Origin of the sequence: Armatimonas sp., from assembly GCF_043757465.1 — a bacterium.
In the GTDB taxonomy this organism is placed as follows: domain Bacteria; phylum Armatimonadota; class Armatimonadia; order Armatimonadales; family Armatimonadaceae; genus Armatimonas.
Map to the genome: position 1 here is coordinate 46,263 of NZ_JAYVPL010000066.1, position 20,814 is coordinate 67,076.

At 58.1% G+C, this 20,814-nt stretch carries 22 protein-coding genes; 19 read left to right on the forward strand and 3 right to left on the reverse strand.

Features of this window, described 5'->3' with window-relative positions; translation table 11 throughout:
• Positions 1 to 71: 71 nt before the first annotated feature.
• The gene (locus ACH2ED_RS08480) at positions 72 to 464 is read right to left on the reverse strand and encodes a PadR family transcriptional regulator (protein WP_395090168.1); all 393 of its coding nucleotides are present in this window, start codon (positions 462 to 464) and stop codon (positions 72 to 74) included.
• Between the two features lie 78 nt (positions 465 to 542).
• On the opposite strand from ACH2ED_RS08480, the gene ACH2ED_RS08485 reads away from it, so the two are divergent.
• The 8 genes from ACH2ED_RS08485 to ACH2ED_RS08520 all read left to right on the forward strand — a co-directional run bounded on the left by ACH2ED_RS08485 (position 543) and on the right by ACH2ED_RS08520 (position 10,093).
• Positions 543 to 1,289, forward strand: coding sequence for an N-acetylmuramoyl-L-alanine amidase (locus ACH2ED_RS08485; RefSeq protein WP_395090170.1), 747 nt, complete (start codon positions 543 to 545; stop codon positions 1,287 to 1,289).
• A gap of 18 nt (positions 1,290 to 1,307) precedes the next feature.
• The gene (gene mutL / locus ACH2ED_RS08490) at positions 1,308 to 3,161 is read left to right on the forward strand and encodes a DNA mismatch repair endonuclease MutL (protein ID WP_395090172.1); all 1,854 of its coding nucleotides are present in this window, start codon (positions 1,308 to 1,310) and stop codon (positions 3,159 to 3,161) included.
• Positions 3,162 to 3,166: 5 nt separating this feature from the next.
• Complete coding sequence (locus ACH2ED_RS08495) at positions 3,167 to 5,131, forward strand: hypothetical protein (protein ID WP_395090174.1); 1,965 nt, start codon at positions 3,167 to 3,169, stop codon at positions 5,129 to 5,131.
• A gap of 226 nt (positions 5,132 to 5,357) precedes the next feature.
• Positions 5,358 to 6,044 (forward strand): PEP-CTERM sorting domain-containing protein, encoded by a 687-nt coding sequence (locus ACH2ED_RS08500; protein WP_395090176.1) that lies wholly within the window; start codon positions 5,358 to 5,360, stop codon positions 6,042 to 6,044.
• A gap of 55 nt (positions 6,045 to 6,099) precedes the next feature.
• Positions 6,100 to 6,930 carry a DNA glycosylase gene (locus tag ACH2ED_RS08505; RefSeq protein WP_395090178.1) on the forward strand — a complete coding sequence of 277 codons (831 nt, stop codon included), beginning with the start codon at positions 6,100 to 6,102 and terminating at the stop codon, positions 6,928 to 6,930.
• Between the two features lie 35 nt (positions 6,931 to 6,965).
• A complete protein-coding gene (gene cysS, locus ACH2ED_RS08510) occupies positions 6,966 to 8,381 on the forward strand; it encodes a cysteine--tRNA ligase (RefSeq protein WP_395090180.1) in 1,416 nt (471 codons plus the stop codon).
• A complete protein-coding gene (locus ACH2ED_RS08515) occupies positions 8,378 to 9,046 on the forward strand; it encodes a phytanoyl-CoA dioxygenase family protein (RefSeq protein WP_395090182.1) in 669 nt (222 codons plus the stop codon). The genes cysS and ACH2ED_RS08515 overlap by 4 nt, the downstream gene beginning before the upstream one ends.
• Positions 9,047 to 9,106: 60 nt before the next feature.
• A complete protein-coding gene (locus tag ACH2ED_RS08520) occupies positions 9,107 to 10,093 on the forward strand; it encodes a metallophosphoesterase (RefSeq protein ID WP_395090184.1) in 987 nt (328 codons plus the stop codon).
• A gap of 72 nt (positions 10,094 to 10,165) precedes the next feature.
• Here the strand turns inward: ACH2ED_RS08520 and ACH2ED_RS08525 are convergent, their stop codons facing one another.
• A complete protein-coding gene (locus tag ACH2ED_RS08525) occupies positions 10,166 to 11,395 on the reverse strand; it encodes a GDSL-type esterase/lipase family protein (RefSeq protein ID WP_395090185.1) in 1,230 nt (409 codons plus the stop codon).
• Positions 11,396 to 11,464: 69 nt separating this feature from the next.
• Between ACH2ED_RS08525 and ACH2ED_RS08530 the strand changes: the two genes are divergently transcribed.
• The 11 genes from ACH2ED_RS08530 (at position 11,465) to ACH2ED_RS08580 (ending at position 19,698) form a co-directional block, all read left to right on the forward strand.
• Positions 11,465 to 12,100 (forward strand): hypothetical protein, encoded by a 636-nt coding sequence (locus ACH2ED_RS08530; RefSeq protein ID WP_395090187.1) that lies wholly within the window; start codon positions 11,465 to 11,467, stop codon positions 12,098 to 12,100.
• 6 nt (positions 12,101 to 12,106) lie between these two features.
• Positions 12,107 to 12,370 carry a hypothetical protein gene (locus tag ACH2ED_RS08535; protein WP_395090188.1) on the forward strand — a complete coding sequence of 88 codons (264 nt, stop codon included), beginning with the start codon at positions 12,107 to 12,109 and terminating at the stop codon, positions 12,368 to 12,370.
• A gap of 69 nt (positions 12,371 to 12,439) precedes the next feature.
• Positions 12,440 to 13,837, forward strand: coding sequence for a 3-isopropylmalate dehydratase large subunit (leuC, locus tag ACH2ED_RS08540; RefSeq protein WP_395090190.1), 1,398 nt, complete (start codon positions 12,440 to 12,442; stop codon positions 13,835 to 13,837).
• Positions 13,837 to 14,238 (forward strand): RusA family crossover junction endodeoxyribonuclease, encoded by a 402-nt coding sequence (locus ACH2ED_RS08545; RefSeq protein WP_395090205.1) that lies wholly within the window; start codon positions 13,837 to 13,839, stop codon positions 14,236 to 14,238. The genes leuC and ACH2ED_RS08545 overlap by 1 nt, the downstream gene beginning before the upstream one ends.
• A 2-nt stretch (positions 14,239 to 14,240) precedes the next feature.
• The gene (locus tag ACH2ED_RS08550) at positions 14,241 to 14,891 is read left to right on the forward strand and encodes a hypothetical protein (protein WP_395090191.1); all 651 of its coding nucleotides are present in this window, start codon (positions 14,241 to 14,243) and stop codon (positions 14,889 to 14,891) included.
• Positions 14,892 to 14,899: 8 nt separating this feature from the next.
• On the forward strand, positions 14,900 to 17,173 hold the full coding sequence (locus ACH2ED_RS08555; RefSeq protein ID WP_395090193.1) for a peptide-binding protein: 2,274 nt from the start codon (positions 14,900 to 14,902) through the stop codon (positions 17,171 to 17,173).
• Positions 17,174 to 17,188: 15 nt separating this feature from the next.
• Entirely contained in the window at positions 17,189 to 17,743 is a 555-nt protein-coding gene (locus tag ACH2ED_RS08560; protein ID WP_395090195.1) for a hypothetical protein, read from the forward strand.
• 16 nt (positions 17,744 to 17,759) lie between these two features.
• A complete protein-coding gene (locus tag ACH2ED_RS08565) occupies positions 17,760 to 18,011 on the forward strand; it encodes a hypothetical protein (protein WP_395090197.1) in 252 nt (83 codons plus the stop codon).
• A complete protein-coding gene (locus ACH2ED_RS08570) occupies positions 18,008 to 18,544 on the forward strand; it encodes an MOSC domain-containing protein (protein WP_395090198.1) in 537 nt (178 codons plus the stop codon). The genes ACH2ED_RS08565 and ACH2ED_RS08570 overlap by 4 nt, the downstream gene beginning before the upstream one ends.
• A 23-nt stretch (positions 18,545 to 18,567) precedes the next feature.
• Positions 18,568 to 19,320: an aspartyl/asparaginyl beta-hydroxylase domain-containing protein gene (locus ACH2ED_RS08575; protein WP_395090200.1), complete on the forward strand. Its 753-nt coding sequence runs from the start codon at positions 18,568 to 18,570 to the stop codon at positions 19,318 to 19,320.
• Between the two features lie 9 nt (positions 19,321 to 19,329).
• A complete protein-coding gene (locus ACH2ED_RS08580) occupies positions 19,330 to 19,698 on the forward strand; it encodes a DsrE family protein (protein ID WP_395090202.1) in 369 nt (122 codons plus the stop codon).
• On the opposite strand, the gene ACH2ED_RS08585 is transcribed toward ACH2ED_RS08580, so the two are convergent.
• Positions 19,682 to 20,683, reverse strand: a complete 1,002-nt coding sequence (locus ACH2ED_RS08585) for an alpha/beta hydrolase family protein (protein WP_395090203.1) — start codon at positions 20,681 to 20,683, stop codon at positions 19,682 to 19,684. The genes ACH2ED_RS08580 and ACH2ED_RS08585 overlap by 17 nt on opposite strands.
• Positions 20,684 to 20,814 lie beyond the last annotated feature (131 nt).

Below are 20,814 nucleotides of genomic sequence, written 5' to 3' on the forward strand. Positions count from 1 at the left end.
GTAGTTTGCCAGACATGGAGCCGGTAGTAGCAAAAAAGCATAGTGTCTGAGTTGCTGCCAGCACAGTGTCTTCAGCACACGCTCCGTCTCACCAAAATTCGCACAGGCGGAGACACTGGTTCTGCATCTTGTCCTCCTAAATTCCCAAGGATGCGCTCGACATTTTTTGCGTAGCTGCGCCAGAGGCTCGCGCGGCGGCTGGCCTCGGCCTTGCCTTCATCGGTGAGGCGGTAGGTCTTGCGGGGCGGGCCGCCGCTCTCGGTGCTGGGCTGCCACTCCCCGACAATTAAGTCATCGTCTTCGAGGGTGCGCAGGGCCGGGTAGAGCGCACCATCGCGTAGGACGAGCCCGCCCTCGCAGCGCTTATCAATCTCGCGAGCGATGGCGTAGCCGTGCGCGGGGCCGCTCTCCAAAATGGCGAGGACAAAGATCGGTATGTCGTTGCGGGGAAGCTCTTTTGCCATGGTTTTTCGTTAACTATTCTGAAATAAGCATACCCCGAATTAAGAATAGCGTCAAGCCGATATACTTACCGGAACAGAATGCGTAAGCCTGCCAGTAGGATAACAGCCGTCCCCAAAACAAAAGCCAGCCGGGCTGCGCGTACGCTTCGAGGGGTCGTGGTAGTGTTAGACCCTGGCCACGGCGGCACCGACCCGGGAGCCAGCCGGGAGGGAATCTATGAGGCCGCGCTCAGCTACCGTATGGCGGCCACACTCGCGGAAGTGCTCAAGCCACTGGGGGCGGAAGTACGCTTCACGGTGCGCAGCGCCGCACTCCGTCGCAAGCCGATCTCGGGCAAGTCCGAGCCCGCGCTTATCCTCCCGCGCGATGCCACGCTCCCGAATGGTCAGCGCCTCAATGCGGGGCGCGAGGTCCCTGAGTATCTCCACGCCCGCGCCGCCGTCGCTGCTCGCGCCTGGAAGCAGAAACGCCCCCATGTCGTCTTTCTGGCTCTGCATTTTGATGTCTCGGAGAACCCCAATGATCACGGCGGCTTTGCGATGTGGGACATCCGTGAGAACCACGCCTGTACCCTTGCCTGCGAGATCACCCGCCGCTTCGCCGCCGCTGGTCTGAGCGGCAACCGTCGCCCCCAGCCGCGCCCCAATGACTTGGGCGTCCTCAACCCCCAGTTCAACCCCGTGCGCCAGAAAACCCTGGTGGAGCTCGCGACGATCACCAACACCGCTGATCGAAAAAAAGCCCTCGATCCCAAGTGGCGCTGGCGAGTCGCACGGATTCTGGCGGCGGCAATTGTGGCTTGTAAAAAAGCACGTCTGACCTAGCAGGGTATACTAGCCCTTGTGCCGGATGAAGAAAATAATGACTCGGTAGTACGTCTGCTCGACGATAACACGGCCAACCAGATCGCGGCGGGTGAGGTGGTCGAGAGGCCGTCGTCGGTGGTGAAGGAGCTGGTCGAGAATAGCCTGGACGCCGGGGCGAGCCGGATCGAGGTGGAGCTTTTTGAGGGCGGCAAAAATAAGATCGTCGTGCGAGACAACGGAGCGGGGATGAGCCGCGCGGATGCCGTTCTCGCACTCCAGCGCCACGCCACCAGCAAGATTCGCTCCGCCGACGATCTTTTCTCCATCCACACCCTGGGCTTTCGCGGCGAAGCGCTCCCCTCCATTGCGTCGGTCTCGGACTTTCGGATTCTGACCAAGCGCCCTCAGGACGAGACCGGCACCGAGATTATTGTCAGGGCGGGCGAGCTGGCCGACGTTCGTGATGCTGCCGCGCCCGACGGCACCCAGATCACGGTGGAGAACTTATTTTTCTGTGTTCCGGCACGCCTGAAGTTTCTCAAGACCACCCAGACCGAGCTGAACCACGCCACGGATTTTCTGCACCGGCTGATTCTGGCCTACCACACGATTGGGTTCCGGCTCACCCACGACAGCCACGAGCTGATTGCCTACCCTGGCTCTGCCGACCCGCGTCAGGCACTTGCGACGGTCTACGGCCGCGATGTGGCACGTGAGATGGTGCCGCTGCTCTACGAGTCGCCCGGCCTCACGGTGCGCGGCTCGGTGAGTAAGCCCAGTGTCAGTAAAGCAACACGCAGTGCGCAGGCGTTTTTCGTCAATGGCCGCCATGTGCGCAGCCGCACGGTTCAGCACGCCTTCGATGCCGCGTTCTCCAGGCTCATGACCACGGAGCGCCACCCTGTCGTCGCGCTCTTCGTGGAAATCTCCCCGGAGCTGGTGGATGTCAATGTCCATCCCGCAAAAACAGAGGTACGCTTCACCCGTGATGGTGAGGTCTACGCCGCGATCAGTCGTGCCGTCGAGAGTGCGCTGCTCACAGGCGGCCTGGTTCCCGAAGTGACGGTTCAGGCCTCACTCCCGGAGCTTTCCCAACCCACCACACTGACCATGCCCGGCATGGGGGAGCGCGGCAGTGAGCGCCTTGCGCCACCGCTACGCACCAGCCTCTCGAACTACGTGAATCTGGAGTCTGCCCTAGCGTCAGAACCCACCCCGGTTTCGTTCGTCCCTCCCTCCAACGACCCGGGTGGGTTCGAGCAACCAAGCGCCTACATTGGCTTCGACGGCTACCGAATCGGGCGGCTTCGGGTACTGGGGCAGTCGCGCAACACCTATATTATTGCCGAGACCGACGATGCCCTCTTGCTCATTGACCAGCATATCGCCCATGAGCGCGTGCTCTACGAGCAGATGATGAACGGCGCGACCGACAGCGCCTGGGGCGTCGTGACGCAGCATCTCGCGGTTCCTCAGACTCTGGATCTCTCCCCCGCCGATGCGCGCGTGGTGCAGGAGCGACTCGGCGCTCTGGAGAGATCGGGATTTATTCTAGAGCCTTTTGGGGGAGAGACGTTCATGGTTCGCGCCGTCCCCGCCCGTGTCGCCGACAAGCCCTATTTGGAGATTCTCAAAGAAATTATCGAGGAACTCACCCAGACCAGTGTCGCGCGACGCTTACTGGTTGCCCATGAGTCGGCAATTATCATGGCATCGTGTAAAATGGCAGTCAAGAAAGGCGACCCGCTGACCATGGACGAGATGACACGCCTGCTCGCCGATCTCGCCCAGATGCGCAATCCCTTCACCTGTCCGCACGGTCGCCCGATCCTCCTAGCCCTCTCGCACCACGAGATGGATAGGAAGTTCCATCGGATTGGCCCTCACTAAATGTTATGCTAAAACTTGGTCTTATCGTCTTGGCTACCTGTGTGGCCCTTCCTACCATGGCCCAGCCCGCATGGACTCCCCGTGTTGAAGTACAAGGCACAGAGCTACGGGTCAACGACGTGGTCGTCCTGCGTGCCCGTAGCACAGTTGGGGGCATCGTGCCCACGGACCGTGTCCGGCTGAGTGCGGAGCGCCTGAGAGATCTCACCCGTGTGGGCCTGGAGCCCGGTGCGGTGCGTGTCGATATCGAAACCGAGACACGCCACCGCACCGAAGTACGCACTGTCACCAAGATGGTGGAGCGTACCATCACACGGCGTGTGAATAAAAAACGCCGCAGGGTCAAGATCGAGGTGCCGGTTCAAGTCAAGCAGACGGTCAATGTCACCTACGAGATTGAGACAGAAGCGCGCCTGATCGCCAGCGGCAAGGTTCTAGCTACAGCCAGCCCCACGGAAGCGAAGGCACTGAGCCTCGCCAAACCCTCACTGCTCGTTGAGAACTGGGCCAAGTCGTTGCGCCACGCCCTGGCCATTCCCGGTATCGCCGTTAGCGATACGGGGCAGATCGTCCCCTGGATGGAAAAGCGCACCCTCAAGTTCTCCGGAGCAGCCCGCGGGCCAGTGACAGTCCAGCGCCAGAGTGGTCTGGGCAGCCCCGTGGAGGCCAGTGTGAACCTGTCAAACAGCACTATCACACTGCTAGGTAAGTCCGTGGGGCGCGATATCTTAGTGATTTCACGCGAAGGTGCCAGCGATAAACTCACCGTGGCAGTGCAGCCCTATGCCGCCACTCTGCTTGCCCCACAACCCGTTGTCCTTACGGGAACCGGTGTTGGCGGGGAGAAAGTTGCGAAGCTGGTTTTAGCCAGTGCACGCGCGGCAGTGCAGCCCCTCTCGGGAGCGAGTTTCAAGATAGAGACAGACCCTGATTCCGTGCCCCCGCCCGCATCCGGGAAATCGCTGGCCGTTCCTATCAACGTGAGTATCTCCGGCCCTGAGATGCTCCCGGTGCACCAGACTCTGAAGATTCCGGTCGTGTCTCGAAGCCTCCCCAAGGCGGAGACCAATGCCCTATTTTTCTCCAATAACCCCGAGCGCATCACTGCCGCCCAGACTCTCTATGTCGCACGCCTCAGCATGGGCACAGCAAGGCTTCTGTACCACCACTGGAATAACACGGGGCAGAACCTCTGGTTTGTTGCCGAGCTCGTCAACGACGGCGAGACGTCTGCACAGGTTCAGGTACTCGGGGCGGACGCAGGCCCGGTGCGGGATACGGTCTGGGTTGGCTATCGCGCCACATCGGATTTTTTCAGTGCCTACCAGAGCGACTCTGGAATGGTAGTGGAGGTTCCCGCACACAGCCGCATGGCCTTCCAGGCGATCCGGCTCCCCAATGACCTGACGATTTCCGGACTGTTTCAGCTACGCCTGATCTCTGGAACCGCTCCTCTGGTGCGCGTGGGTGCCGACACGCCCGGATCCCCAACAACAATACCAGACATCCTACGGGCTACCCCTCTGACAGAGAGCATGCAGGCCCAGCTCCGCGACACCGACCGCCAGTCGCCCCACGTCTATCCCAAGCCCAGTATCAACCTGACAGCCAAGCACAGTGTCGGAGGGCGGTGGGGTTTTTTCTCTGTAGGACGCTCACCCATTGCGGCCACGGATCCCGCCCAAGCGCTGGAGGGCAACTACGGGGTATTCTACAACATCCAGCTCACACTGGAGAATACGACAAGCGCTCCGGCAGATATCAAGCTGATCTTTGAGCCCGCCGGTGGCATGGCGGGAGCCGTTTTCTTGATCGACGGTAAACGCGTAGAGATTCCCCGCACCAACATGCCCACCGAGACGACTCTGGCCACCTTCCGCCTCGCGCCCGGTGCAAGAAAAGTCGTCCCCGTCCGAACACTGCCTCTCTCAGGCTCCAACTATCCGATTAATTTGATCGTAAAATCCTAAACTTTCACAAAAACGCTTGACAGATAGAGGGAGGATTGGTAGAGTGGTAGGTGCGCGACAGAAGCCTCTGACAACAAGGTTGTCAAAGTGTTGGTCGCCAACAGGTTTAATCATCTCCCTAATAGGGTATAATCCCATGGGTAGGGTCTCGAAATTAAGAGCATGCAAAAAGCGTGCCAAACAGTAGATCCCTCTCAGTTTTGTTTGTAAGAAGAGGTAAAAACAGATGCAAATTTCTCGTAATTTTTTAAGTGGTGCTTTAGCAAGTGCACTTATTTTGGGGATAGCTAGTGGATCTGATGCTCAGTCCGTGTTCGGAACAGTGGGGACTGTTGCGGGCAATCAGAATTTCTTCAATTCTATGGGGACTTATTTTACGATCGCAAGCTCTCTCGGTGAGGGTTTTACGGTAGATAGCATCGGTGTGTTCGATTCAAATGCAGATGGTATCGCAGGAACACTCACAGCCGCTATTTTCAATGTGACTACTAGTAGTATAGTTTCCGGTACGCAACAAACATTTACGAGTGGTTCGCCGGGGACGCTTGGAGCTGGTTCCTATCGCTTTAAATCAATCACTCCTGTGACTCTTGCTCCTGGTAGCTATGCAATCGTCGGTCGTGGATTCGGTAGTAGTGACCTGAACTACAATGCAGGGGCTGATTCTGGCGCACCACCCTCCAAAATTATCACCATAGATGCAGTCAATGGCCCTACTCAGCTCACTTTCAGCAATACCTATTTTGATGGCACTGGGAATGCAAGTCTAATTCTGCCGACTACTCTCGATGGTGCTAAAGATCGCTATGGAGCAGGAGCTTTCACCGTCGTGATTCCCGAACCTGGGACACTCGCACTGCTTGGCTTTGGGCTGGCACCGGTCACTCTTGCGATTCGCCGCCGCCGAAAGTAAGTTCCTACCTCTTTTTACTTAAGCCGGGTGGAGTCCACCCGGCTTTTTTGCGTCTATGATTCTCCTTGATCCCCATGAGCTTGACCTTGAAGCCACGCTTTTTTCCGGTCAGCTCTTTCGTTGGCAAAGAGATAAATCGGGTTGGCTGGCAGGAACCGTCGGTGCACAGTCTCTTCAGTTGCGCCAGCAAGAAAATACACTAGAATTCTCAGGAGCCACGGAGGCGTTTGTACGCTCTTTCCTACGGCTCGATGACTTCGCTCTGGCACAACAAGCCAAGTGGTGGTGCGCAAACGATCCGCTTTTTGCGACGGCATGGAATCGCCAGCCCGGCCTGCGACTCCTGCGCCAGGAGCCACACGAGTGTTTTTTCTCCTTTCTCTGCGCCTCCGTAGCACCTATCGCTCGGATTAGCAAGATGCTGCAAGCCGTCTGTGAAGAAGCCACGGGCGATCCATTTGGTTCCTTCCCCACACTCGATCAGCTTCTTACGCTCCGCGAGAGTAGGCTGCGAGAGCGTGGGCTAGGCTTTCGGGCTGGGCGCGTGGTGGCATCCGCACGTAAACTAGCCGAAAAGCCTGAGGGCTGGCTGGAGTCGCTACGCGGAAAACCTTTGAGTGAGATGGAGGCAGAGCTGACACAGTTCCCTGGTATTGGCCGCAAGATCGCCGACTGTATTGCCCTGTTTTCACTCAATGCCGATGCCGCCGTTCCGGTGGACACACACATCTGGCGCATTGCTAAAACATACTATGCTCCCGAGCTACGGGACGCCTCACTCACACCCGCCCACTACGAGCGCGCCGTGTCAGCGTTCCAGAGTAAGTTCGGTTCCTATGCGGGTTGGGCGCAGCAGACACTCTTCTACCAGCAGGCGGTAAAATAGGAAATCGCCCCGATGAACCGGGGCGGCGCAACATTATGAATATTTTTCTCTATAATACGCTCAGCCGCACTAAAGAGCGCCTCGTACCGCTCGTTCCTGGACAGATCGGGCTGTATACTTGCGGACCGACGGTCTACAACTATGCCCATATCGGCAACCTGCGCACATTTCTCTTCGAGGACCTGCTGGTTCGGACGCTGCGGTTTTGTGGACTCAAAACCACCTGGGTGATGAATATCACCGATGTGGGGCACTTGACCAGCGATGAGGATGAGGGCGATGACAAGATGCAGATCGCGGCTCAGCGTGAGGGGAAAGACCCGTGGGCGATTGCAGAGTTCTATACTGAGGCGTTTCTGAGTGACATTGACCGCCTGAATCTCACCCGGCCTGATCACCTGCCCCGCGCTACGGCGCACGTGCAGGAGATGATCGAGATCAATAAGACACTGGAGGCGAAGGGCTACACCTACACTACCGCAGAAGCGCTTTATTTCGATACCAGCCAGTTCCCAGAGTACGGCAAGCTCGCTCGTCTGAGACTTGATGAGCTAAAAGTGGCGGCCCGTGACGATGTAAATGTAGATAGCGGCAAGCGCGGCCCGGCGGACTTTGTGCTCTGGTTCTCGAACAAGCCCAACCACATCATGAAGTGGGAGTCGCCGTGGGGCGTGGGCTACCCAGGCTGGCATATCGAGTGCTCGGCGATGAGCATGAAGTATCTTGGGGAGACCTTGGATATCCACTGCGGCGGCAACGACCATATCTCGGTGCACCACACCAATGAGATCGCGCAGTCTGAGTGCTGCACGGGGCACACGTTTGCCAATATCTGGATGCATGCCGCGTTTCTGACGCTAGGCCGCGACACCAAGATGAGTAAGAGTAAAGGCGGATTTATCACGCTGGAGACTCTGATTGCCTCAAAATACGACCCACTGGCGTATCGGTATCTCTGCCTTCAGGCGCACTACCGAAGCGAGCTGGAGCTGAAGTGGACCTGGAACCCAGAGAATCAAGAGATCGGCAGCGCATCGAACTTGGATGCCGCTGCCGGAACCCTCAAGCGCCTCTACGAGCGAGTCGCGCGAGTGGAGGACGAGCCACTCGCGGATACAGCGGCATTCAAGGCCGCAAAGACCGATGTGCTGGCCGCTCTCACGGATGACTTGAACGTACCACGTGCCGTCGGCTTGCTCCACTCCTACGACTCACCACGACTCTGGAAACACTTCGATGCCGTGCTTGGCCTGAAGCTGGAGGAACGTGCGGTCAAGACCGAAGAAGTGATTATTGAGGTTCCCAATGATATTCAGTCACTGGTCGAGGAGCGGCAGGCCGCTCGGAAAGCCAAAGACTTTACCCGCTCTGATGTGATTCGCGCCCAGCTCGCGGAGCGGGGCTGGGAGCTCGCCGACACCCCACAAGGCCCAAAAGTAACAAGAAAATGAGACTTTGGAGTGCTGAGCAACACACGGCGTTTAACCAAGACGGCTTTGTGCTCGTCCCTGGCCTGATTCCGGGTGATATCGCCGCAAAGGCGGAGGCAGTGATCTGGAAGAATTTAGAGGCCGATCCCGCGGATCCCAGAACTTGGGAAGGCAAACCCGTCGGCTCCGGACATCGCTCACCCGAGGTGCTCGCGATATTCACGGAGGAAATGGCGCAGCTTGTGGATGAGATTTGTGAGGAGCCCCAGCCCGACTGGCAACCACCGATGTCGGCGTTTGCGATCAATATCTTTCCTCAGCCGGGAGAATGGAGCCACTACGGCCCCCACATTGACCATGCCCTAGAAAAAGATGGCTACCGAACGTTTCCGCGCCCGATGCGGCTGGCGTCGCTGCTCTATCTCACGGACTGTAAGCACGACGGTGCCGCAACCGTGGTCTGGCCGAGTTCTCATAAAAAAATTGAGGCATTCGCAAAGAGCGATCCCGAGCGGTTCACGCGGATGTTCACGCTCAATAACAGCCTCAGCGAGTTGGATTTAGGGGAGGGTATTCAGGTGGAGGGCAAGCGCGGTGACGTGCTCTTCTACCATTACCTCTGCGCTCACTCGGGAAGCCGTAACGTCCGCGACTATCCCCGCTTCGCTATCGCCCACAAATGGTAGAGAGAGGCCTTTGGGATAGAACTGCGTTACAATGGATAGAACTGCGTTACAATGGGAAGCATGAAGGACATGGATGTCGCATTTTTTCTTGTCGGGGACACGCACTATCTCGCCGACAAGACTGCCCCAGAGAAGCTAGATACCGCCTCGCAGGAAGTGACCAGTCGGTTGGTTGAGCAGCTCAATAAGCTCCCAGGGACACCGATTCCGCCGAGCGCAGGCGGGGGCCGGGTGGAGGAGCCGCGTGGACTGATCCATGCGGGCGACTTGATAGATAGTGGGGACAAGAACAACGGCGCTTACCCCGTCATGCAGCGCACCGAGTGGGCGGCGTTCTCGGCGGATTATAGCCTGACGCACAAAGATGGTAAGCTGCGGTTTCCCGTCTACGAGGTCTACGGCAACCACGATAGCCCGTCGGGGGATGGCCTCGTGGTACAGAAAATCATCGAGCGCAACCGGAAGCGTCTGGGTATAAACCTCTCCCCCAACGGTCTGCACTACTCCTGGGACTGGGGACAGGTGCACTGTGTGAATCTCGGAATCGTGGTGGGCTCCGTGCCGGAAGTCACACGCAAGCGGCGCTACAACCCGCTGGAGAGCCTTGCCTTCCTCAAAGCCGACCTGGAAAAACGGGTTGGGAAGAGCGGACGGCCCGTTGTTCTAACACACCACGTGGATGTGGGCCGCTACGCCACGCCGCCCGATCCCGATGCGCCCCCGAGTAATAAAGAGTGGGATGCCTGTGATGTGCGTGGCTATTATGAGGTCATCAAGGGCTACAATACTGTCGCCATTCTCTACGGTCACACCCACGTCCGCAATATCTTCCCCTGGGACGGCACCACGGCAAAAGCAACGCTGGGACTGCCCGTCTTCAATGTGGACAACGGAGCGCACTTCGCCTTTGACACCCAGGCGATGCTCTACTTTCATCTAAAAAACGACACCATGACCGTCCGCGAGTGGGCCACCACGGACCGCTGGAAGACCGCCGCCTGGACACCACAGGTCTGGAAATTCCCGCTGGAGCCGAAAAAGCCATGAGGGACAAAATTATCCACAGCCTGTGGATAACCTGTGGATAACTCACCAATGCCCGTGCGCCAATACCCAGAGTTACGGCTTGAGGAGGTTCTGAATACGAGGAGAGAGCTTTTGGCAGTAAAGTGCGTACCCCTGCGCAGTAAGATGGATGCCGTCGCGAAATAAAGACGGGTTCAGGCTGCCGTCCTGCTTTAAAAAGACACTTCCTAGGTCCAAAAAATCGGGGAACTGCCTGGTGAGCAAGGCATTAACACGGCGGATCTGAGCACGGAGCGGGCGCGTCGGGCTATCCTGGACGGGGAAGAGCCCCACGACCAGAACGCGCGTGCCCGGACAAGCCCGGTTTATCGCTCGGACACAGGCCTTGATCCCCTCAACAACACGCTCCGGAGGGTAGGTATCGCGAATCAGGTTGTTGATCCCCACGCCCAGCACCACCAGCCTCGGATGGAGCCCCGCCAGTGCCCCGTCCTGAATCCGCCAGAGAATCTGCGAGGTGCGATCACCGCCCAGCCCTAGGTTGAGTGCCCACAGTGGCTTGAAGTGACTCTCCCACACGTCGCGGCCCTCGCGCTGCCAGTCCCAGGTAAGCGAATCGCCCAGAAATACCACGGGGTGCTCTTTCCGAGCCTGCTGCTTAAGCATCCGCTGGCTGGAAAGCCAGCCACCGCCCGGGGCCCCTGGATAGGGCAACTCGGGTTCCTGGTGCTCCGGGGGAGCGACCCTAATCGGGTCGGCGGGAACCGTCTCCACGCGCTCGCCAGAGAGTTGCACCTCATCAAGCCAGACCGTGCCGGTTCCCTCTGCACGGAGCGCCACACTGAAGTGCGTGCTGTCCGCAGCCAGCGTCACTTTTTGCATGAACAAAAACCAGTCGCTTGTTTTTTCCAGACGCGCCGCCGGAAGGAGCGCCAAGGGGCGAGCGCGTCTATCGTAGGGCAGAAGCCCAACTTGCACCTGGAGCGCTCCTTCGGTCTTGATCCAGCCCCACAGAGTGATCTCCCTACCCGCGCCACCTCGCATCACCTGCTCTAGGGTGCGCTCACCGGAGATACCCGATAAACGAAACTTGAGTGCCGCCTGCCCGCTGTGTTTGATCTTGGTGTCCCGGCTCAGTGCACGACGCTTGTAGCCTACCCAGGGCTCGCCCCAGTCCGTCGGGTAGTCGGTGCCCTGCTCCATGTCACCATTGTGTAGCTCCAAGAGAGGCAGAGGTGCAGGCTGGCGCGGCGCACAGCCTACGAGCAAGATACCCAGCCCCAGCAAGATACCTAGCCCCAGTACGAATCGCCTCACTCCCATCGCCGACAACCTACCACAAAAAACGAGAGTCGGTACAAAATCTGGAGTCGCTCAAGATATAATCGTGGGGTGCAACAAACAGAGCAAGGCGTTCGGGTACGCATCGGGGGTGCCCCCTGTCTCCTAACCCTGGAAATAGAGCGATTGCAAGAGCGGATGGTAGCCCTAGGTCACTCCGGCCAAGTGCGCGTGGAGTGGACGGCGGGAATAAACCCTGGTGAGTATTTTCAGGACGAGACCGGCAAGGACATTGTGTGTCTCAATCCGTACTTTATTGTCCTGATGCGCCTAGGGCTCTTTCCCCTGCCCTGGCCCGCCGCCTTCTGCCCCGCACCGCTCTATCGCAAGCGTCTTCTCCAGACCCTCGCGCACGAGCTACGCCACGCCCAACAGACCGCCGGGCTGACAGATGTCAGCGAGAAAGCACCCTGGCTCTCGTACGAAATCCTGCGTAATATTGGGCGTGGCTATATTGCTGTCGCGCTGGTGGGAGCGCTCGCGATCCAGTGGCTCCTGGCGCGTGAGCTGCTGCTCCCCGCAGTGATTGTCGGCAGTGTGCTGATTGTCCTAGCGCTTGTCTATATCGTCTTGGCCTACTTGAACTACCACCTCGACCCGATGGAAGTGGATGCCCGCGCCTACGAGCGGAGCAACTGGCAGGAGTGGGAAGAGTGCCTTCAGCTAAAATCCCCCCCCAACCCATAATAAAATATGAACACAAAGATAAACCCAGCAGCAAACGCGATGCAGGAGAAGCTCAAGAACAACAAGCTCCTCCGTGATGCGCGGCGTGAGATGGGAAAGTTTAGCCTGGACAGCACTAAAGTCACTCTTTCTGTCCGCCGTGGCACGCTCTCTGTCTTTGGGAAGTTTGCCGCACTCATGGGGCACGAGACGATCTTTGACAATGAGCGAAAGGCACTTCTCAAGGCCCTACACAGCCTGCCCGGTATTCACGAGGTAGTGCTTCAGTAGCCACTGCCTATGGATCCCATCGAAACAATTCGTTGGACACGGGGGAGAGACGCGGCCTATAATGAGAGCATGAAGCCACGAACGCTCTTTGAGAAGATCTGGGATGCGCATATTGTCCGCGACGAAGCTGGGAAGCCTGCCCTGCTCTACATTGACCTGCACCTTGTGCATGAAGTGACCAGCCCACAAGCCTTCGAGGGGCTGCGCCTGGCGGGCCGCAAAGTGCGCCGCCCGGAGCGCACCGTGGCGACCATGGACCACAATGTCCCGACCACCAGCCGCCTGTTGCCAATTCTGGATGTGATCTCGCTCAAGCAAATCCAGGCACTCGCCAAGAACTGCGAGGAGTTTGGGATCACCCTCTACGACCTGCACTCGGATAAGCAGGGGGTCGTGCACGTGATCGGGCCGGAGCTGGGCTACACACAGCCCGGTCAGACCATTGTCTGTGGCGACTCGCACACCAGTACCCACGGCGCGTTTGGCGCGCTCGCCTTCGGAATAGGGACGAGTGAAGTGGAGCATGTTCTCGCCACCCAGTGTCTACAGCAGAGCATCCCCAAGACCATGGAGATTCGCATCAACGGCATGCTCCACCCTGATGCCACCCCAAAAGACATCATTCTTGCGATTATTGGCAAGATTGGCACCGATGGCGCAACGGGCTACGTGGTCGAGTACACGGGTGAGGCGATTCGCAATCTCTCGGTCGAGGGCCGCATGACGGTCTGCAATATGAGTATCGAGGCCGGAGCGCGCGCCGGAATGATCGCCCCTGACGAGACAACTTTTACCTACCTCAAGGGCCGCGAGTTTGCGCCGCAGGGCGATGCCTGGGACGCTGCTGTGGTGCAGTGGAGCACGCTGGCCACCGATCCCGGCGCAACCTACGATGTTCTGATCGAGCTCAACGGCCCCCAGATCGCCCCGCATGTCACCTGGGGAACCTCCCCCGGTCAAGCACTCCCCCTCACCGCCGTCGTCCCCAGCCCCGATCAGTTCACCGACCACGCCGACCGTCGCTCGTGTGAGCAAGCGCTGGCCTACATGGATCTCACACCCGGCACCCCGCTGCGCTCCATCGCGGTGGATACGGTCTGGATCGGCTCCTGCACCAATGGCCGCATCGAGGATCTCCGCGCCGCCGCCGCCGTGCTCAAGGGTCGCAGAGTCACTGTCAAGCGGGCCCTGTGCGTCCCTGGCTCGGGATTAGTGAAGCGCCAAGCCGAGGCCGAGGGCCTCGATAAAATCTTTGTGGAGTCCGGCTTTGAGTGGCGCGAGCCCGGCTGCTCGATGTGCCTGGGCATGAACCCCGACATTCTCCAGCCCGGCGAGCGCTGCGCCTCCACCAGCAATCGCAACTTCGAGGGCCGCCAGGGCAAAGGTGGACGCACGCATCTTGTCAGCCCCACCATGGCCGCTGCCACCGCCATCCGAGGAACTCTCTCTACACCTAGCGATTTATGATGCCTGCCTTTGAATTCGTTGTGGCAGGGCCACCTGCCACGGTAAACTCTAAAGATAATAACTCTAAACGCTACCAGAGGTGGATCAAGACAGTACGAGAAGCAGCAAGAGTGCGCTGGCCCAGAGAGCAAAATCCTGTGGATATGCAAGAACTAACCGTGGAGGTGACAAATTACTATCGTGTCCAGAAAGACAGACCCTCACCACCCGATGTGGACAATGTTCTCAAGCCAATTCTCGATGCCATGAATACCGTGGTCTACGAAGATGATGGGCAGGTCGCTCGGGTCGTGAGTGATCGTTTTGACCTTGGCAAGCCAGTCCCACTCAAAAGTGAGGTCACTCTCGAAGCAGTGGCAACACACAGCGAATTTTTATATATCCGGGTCTTTTGGAGCTAGAAATGACAGCATTAACACAACACAATCAAAAAATTTTAGAAGTTGCGGATGACTATCGTCGTCGTGGCTATGTCGTGTATATAGAGCCAACCGGAAAAAATCTACCTACCTTCTTACAGGAGTTTCGTCCTGATCTAGTTGCTGAAGGTCTGGAAGACTCTGTCGTTGTTGAAGTTAAAAAAATCGGAAGCAAAGCGGCAAAATCATGGCCTCAATTAATGAAGCTAGTACAACAGCATCCCGGCTGGCGTCTGGAAGTCGTTGGTCTGGATCGCGACGCAGACCAGGTGCATCCCCTCCTCACTGCCTCAGAGATAGAAGGGCGACTGGAGCAAGGGCAGCGACTTCTTCGAGCAACTTCAACAGATACCGCGCTTTTGGTTATCTGGTCGGCAGTGGAAGCCATTTTGCGCCATATCAGTGAAAAAACGAGCCTAGAAACACCGGATTACCGTACGGGAACTCTTGTAACACGTCTTTATAGTAATGGGGAAATGGATCGAGAAGATTATGATGTACTGATTCAGGGCATTAGCTGGCGGAACTCGCTGGCACACGGTTTTTCTGTTTCCATCTCGAAAGAAGATGTACGCAAGATCGTGGCAACAACGAAGCGTCTTTTTGCGGAGCACATCTCCACAGACACTCCATGAAGTCATTGATGGAAATCTTTGTTGCACCCGATGGCGCGGACACGAACTCAGGGACGCGGGCGAGGCCATTGGCGACTCTGAAGCGGGCGCAGGAGCTTACCCGATCCCAGAGTGGTTCCGTGGTGACACTACGAGCGGGGACGCACTACCTGCCAGAGACGTTGGTGCTGACCGAGGCCGACTCAGGGACGACATGGCGGGCGGCGCGGGGCGAAGAGGCGGTGGTGAGCGGCGGGGTGCGCCTGATGCTGGCATGGGAGCCGCATAAAAACGGAGTCTGGCGGGCAAAGACGCCGGAAAATCTTGTCCTAGATCAGATTTTTGTCAACGGCGATCGCCAGCACATGGCCCGCTACCCGAATTTCGACCCAAGTGTGCGCCACTTCAATGGCTACGCCGCCGATGCGTTCTCTCCCGAGCGTGCCCGGCGCTGGGCCGATCCCACGGGCGCGTATCTCCATGCGATGCACCTGCACGAGTGGGGCGACTTCCACTACCGTGTCACCGGGAAAAACGCCGACGGCACCTTGGCCTACGAGGGTGGCTGGCAGAACAACCGCCGTCTTGGGATGCACAAGACCTACCGCATGGTGGAGAATGTCTTCGAGGAGCTGGACGCGCCTGGCGAGTGGTTTCACGATGCCAAAACCGCGACCCTCTACTTTTACCCGCCTCCTGGGGTGGAACTTGCCAAAGCCGTCGTCGAAGCCGTGCGCCTGCGGCACTTGATCGAGCTCCGTGGGGCCAAGAAAGTCACGTTGCACGATCTGACCTTTCGGCACGCGGCACGGACATTTATGGATAATAAGGAGCCGTTGCTTCGGAGCGACTGGACTTGCTATCGTGGCGGTGCACTCTTTTTCACCAACACGGTGGACTGCACGCTGGAGAACCTGACCCTGGATCAAGTGGGGGGCAACGCGGTCTTTGTGAGTGGGCGAAACCGAAATGTGGTCGTCCGGAGCTGCCATATCGTGAAGGCGGGGGGCAACGGGGTCGCGTTTGTCGGGGAGCCGAAGGCGGTTCGTAGCCCGCTGTTTGAGTACGAGGAGCGCCAAAGCCTGAGCCAACTCGATCTTGCGCCCGGCCCCAAGACCGACGACTTCCCCACGGAATGCTTCGTTGAGGACTGCCTGATTCACGAGACGGGCCGAGTCGAGAAGCAAACGGCTCCTGTGCAGATCGCGATGGCGCGGCGCATCACGGTTCGCCATTGCTCCCTCTACGATGTCCCCCGCGCCGGGCTCAATATCGGCGATGGCTGCTGGGGCGGTCACGTGATTGAACACTGCGATATCTTCAACACGGTTCTCGAGACCGGCGATCATGGCTCGTTTAACTCCTGGGGCCGTGACCGCTACTGGGGCCTCAAAGAGGTCAACTTGAACACGATCACTCAGAGCACGCAGAAAAACTTGCCGCTTCTGGATGTGACAGAGCCGATTGTGATCCGTAACAACCGCTGGCGCTGCGACCATGGGTGGGACATTGACCTAGACGATGGCTCGTCGCACTACGAGCTTCGCAATAATCTCTGCCTGAACGGGGGCATCAAGCTCCGCGAGGGGTTTTACAGAGTCTGTGAGAACAACGTGATGGTGGGCAACTCGTTCCATCCCCATGTCTGGTACGAAGGTAGCAAGGATGTCTTCCGCAGGAACATTGTCTTCACCGCCTACCGCCCGATCCGCGTCCCTCAGCCGTGGGGCGAGGAGTGCGACACGAATCTATGGCACGTCCCAGGCCAGGCAACCGTCGCGCCCGCAACCGAACTTCAGCAGCAAAGTGGCCGCGACACGCACTCTCTCCAGGCCGATGCACGCTTTGTCGCCCCAGAGCGTGGTGACTACCGCGTGAAGCCCGGCTCGCCCGCCCTGGCTCTGGGTTTCCAAAACTTCCCCATGGACCGCTTCGGGGTGACCAGCAAGCATCTCAAGGCCCTTGCCAAGACTCCCACGCTTCCCCAAACCGTCGCGCCCCCAGCGACAAAAGCTACCCGTGACGCCACTCCGATTACCTGGCAGGGCGCAAAGGTCAAGAATATCGTCGGGCAGGGCGAGGTCTCCGCCTACGGCCTCCCCGGTGAAGCAGGCGTTCTTGTACTCGAACTGGAACCAGACAGCCCAATCGCTCGTGTTGGCCTGCGCAAAAATGACGTTATTATCGCTGTGGGTCAGAAAGCTATCTCCTCGGTAGAAGAGCTTCGAAGGGCAGCTCCCGCGAAGCAGAAAGTCACGTTCTACCGCGACCAGAAACGCCTCGTCACCGATCCCTTATTGTAGAGGTATCCTATAACCATGAACTCTCTTGGACGAAGCATGATTCAGGGTGGACTGAGCTTTGGGATGGCAAGCCTGGTGGTCTTTGCGACCGTGGCTTTTGGGGAGCGCTGGATGTACACGCACCTCGGACTCTGGGGGGCGTATGTCACTTGGACAGTGCTCTTTATTGGGCTAGGCGGTGGGGCGCTGCTGCCGCTGGCGGACAAATCCTGGCGCGGTTGGCGTTTCTTCGGGCTCTTCGGACTGGCGTTTTTTCTCTACTCGGTCGGCTGGGTAGCGGCGTACTTTGCGAAACCCGGCCCACTGGGCGAGTGGCTGGGCTCGCTGGTCGGCTCGCTGGTGATGGGCCAGGTCTTTGTGATCGGCTTCAAAGTACGAAAAGCGCCTTTTCGGTTGGCACTGATTCTCTTTCTGGCTAACTCGGCAGGCTACTTTGCCGGGAGCATACTTAACGATGCTTTCCCTCGGCCCACGGGAATGCTGCTCTGGGGTGGGCTCTACGGTATCTGCCTCGGAGCCGGACTGGGTGCTGTTCTGCATCTTGCGCCCAAGCAGGCGGCAGCGCTCTGAGGCGATAGAATTATCCATGGAACCCTTTGTCCAGCTTGTCGGTGCAATTCTGGTGCTGGTTGCCTTTGTGCTAGCACAGCGACGACGACTCACGCAGGACTCCTTTATCTACTTGCTACTCAACACTCTGGGATCGGTGGTTCTTGGTGTAGCCGCTCTACGAGGACAGCAGTGGGGATTTCTCGTGCTGGAGGTAGTCTGGGGTCTAGTCTCGCTCCAAGGGCTGATTACCTGCCTCCGCGCACGAAAGAAAAAAGTAATGCCATGAGAGTGATCGCCGTCAGTGCCCACCCCGAGCACGCCTTCAGTAAGCAAAACCAGCCCGTGATTCGCTTGCTGGCGGGCCTTGGGGTAGAGGGCGATGCCCACTGTGGAGCAACCGTCAAACACCGCTCACGCGTGGCCCAGAACCCGGATCAGCCGAATCTGCGGCAGGTGCATCTGATCCACGCAGAGCTTTTCGAGGAGCTAGAGACGGCGGGCTTTACTCTTACCCCCGGGGAGCTAGGCGAGAATATCACGACGCTCGGCGTGGAGTTGCTCAGCCTGCCGGTAGGGACACAGCTACAGCTAGGCGAGACGGCAATCGTGGAGCTAACGGGCTTGCGTAACCCTTGTGCCCAGATCGAAAGCTTTCAAAAGGGCCTGCTCGCCGCCGTGCTGGGCCGCGATAGTCAAGAAAATCTCATCCGAAAAGCCGGTGTCATGGGTGTTGTGCGCATCAGTGGCAGTGTGGCCTCCGGGGATGCGATTCGTGTGGTTCTGCCACCAGAGCCTCACCAGCCTCTGGAGCGTGTCTGACTTTTCGGATAAACTGGACTGACATGACTTTACTAAATGTAGGCATCGGCCTACTGATCTTTTTCGGGTTCGGAATCTATGATTTAAGCCGGAATCGTAAAATTGATGCTTCCGTCGTAAAACGCTACTTTCTGGGAAATGGGCTCTTTACCTGGCTTCTCTCCCCCATCAACACACTCCTGGATCTGCTCTCTCTGCCGTATGTCAATAAAGGTATCTACAAGCTGGAAGATCTGCCCGCGACGCATCAGGCAGAAATCAAGCGCCTGATCGAGGCAGCCTACAAAGAGAACCTCGTGGAGAAGCTGGCGGAGACGATCAAGGAGAACCCACGGACGATGTTCTTCTTCAAGTGGTACGGGCAGGATGTCAAGAATAGCATTGACGTTCCCTCGTTCTATGAGAAGTACACCTACATCAAGACTATCGGGGTCTCGGTATTTAATAAGAAACAGTCCACATCCAAGCACTTTGGCCCCATGCGGGCGACATTGCGTGTTCTCTATAATATCAACGACATGACGGATAAGTCGGCCTATATCGAGGTGGGTGATACGATTAGCTACTGGCAAGACTCCAAGTTATTTATCTTTGATGATACGCTTCAGCACCAGTCCTTCAATGAGTCGGGCAACGTGCGCTACTGTCTTTTTGTGGACATTCTGCGCCCCTGTTTGCTTCCGGGTGTGCTGTCGGCCTTTGTAAGCCTTTTGTGTGTGCTGCTCAAAGGGGTCAATAATGTCTTCTACAAGAACTGGAAGATTGTCAAACCGTAAGGAAAAGAAATGAAAAAGCATCGTGTGGTTTTGGATATTGGCATCGAAGGTGCTGATAAGTGGGAGGCGGTCTTCCGCAACCTAGACAACCTGCGCGCCGATCTGGGCGCAAACAGTGTGGAGATCGAGGGTGTCATCCATGGCAAGGCATGGCCACTACTGGTTCGTCCTGAAAAAGGGGGCGCAGCCGAGTTCCATCCGAAAGTGGAGGCGGCTATTCGCTCGGGCGTGAAGCTGGTGCTCTGTGAGAACACGATGAAGCGCAACAAAATAGAGAAAGCGGATGTGCTTCCCTACGCAGCCACCGTGTCCTCCGCGATTGGGGAGCTCGTGCGCAAGCAAACCGACGGCTGGGCCTACCTCAAGCTCGGGACGTAGCCACAGGAGCAAGCCAGCGCACGAACCAGCTCACAAAAGCTTTGTGCTGCCCGTCCGTTACTTGGTGTGCGACTCCCGGCGCGACATCAATCTTGAGACAGTCGGGCTTTCCTTTGTAGGCTTCCTCGGCGGCGGCGAAGGCGAGCTTTGCGCCCCCGAGAGGGCAGTTTGGGTCTTTCTCCCCACTGAGAATCAGCAGCGGACGCGGCGCTATTGCCGTCAGCATCTGAGGGCAGTCGAACTCATCCAAAATCCCGGGGAGGACTTTATTCCAGAGAGCCCGGCAGACCTCGGCGTCAATCTCTTTTTTCCCCAGCTCCCGCGCAACGGCAAGATGCGCGTCTTTGACCGTGTTAGCTCGCGCTTGCCACTGCCCGTTCTCCAGACTCCAGCGCAGCGACTGCACCGCAATCGCAGGAACAGCCACTTTGATGCGCTCGTCCACAGCGGCAGCGAGCCAGGTCTCGATCCCGCCCTTACTAAACCCGACGACGCCGATGCGCTTGCCGTCTACGGCGGGGTGTTTCTGCAGAAAATCAACGGCACGTAGCACATCCCAGACCGTGTCGTAGTAGAGCGGATGCGGGCGCGGCGCGGGCTTTTGGTAGGCCCGAAAGATCGCCTCATTGTACTCCTTCGTGCCGTGCGCACCGCCAGGCACGCGCTCCCCGTGGTAGCGCCCATCTATCGCCATCGCCACAAACCCGCGCCCGGCAAGCTCACTTAAAAGCGCCGTATTTCCCTCTTTGTTGCCACCTGTTCCGTGCAGCACCAGCACCGCCGGGCGCAGGCGCTTGTCATCAGCAGAGCGCTGAAGCAAGAACGGCACGCGCTCGCCCGGCTGGCTGGCAAATGTCCCGCGCTCCGTCACCAGCATCCCACTGGCGACTCCGACGAACTTGGGATCGAGCGGCACGCGGGGCCGCTCCAGAAGTTTCAGAAAGCGCGCACGCCGCTGCGCCGGAGTGAGATTGTCTCGCATCATGCTTCCTATTGTACACAGTTTATGCAAAGCAGGACAGGGCGAGCGCATCTAAATTCTGGGGATTATTTTGGGCCATAATAATGCATGGCCGACTCCAAAAAACGAAAAACACTTGCACTGATTTTCGTAGA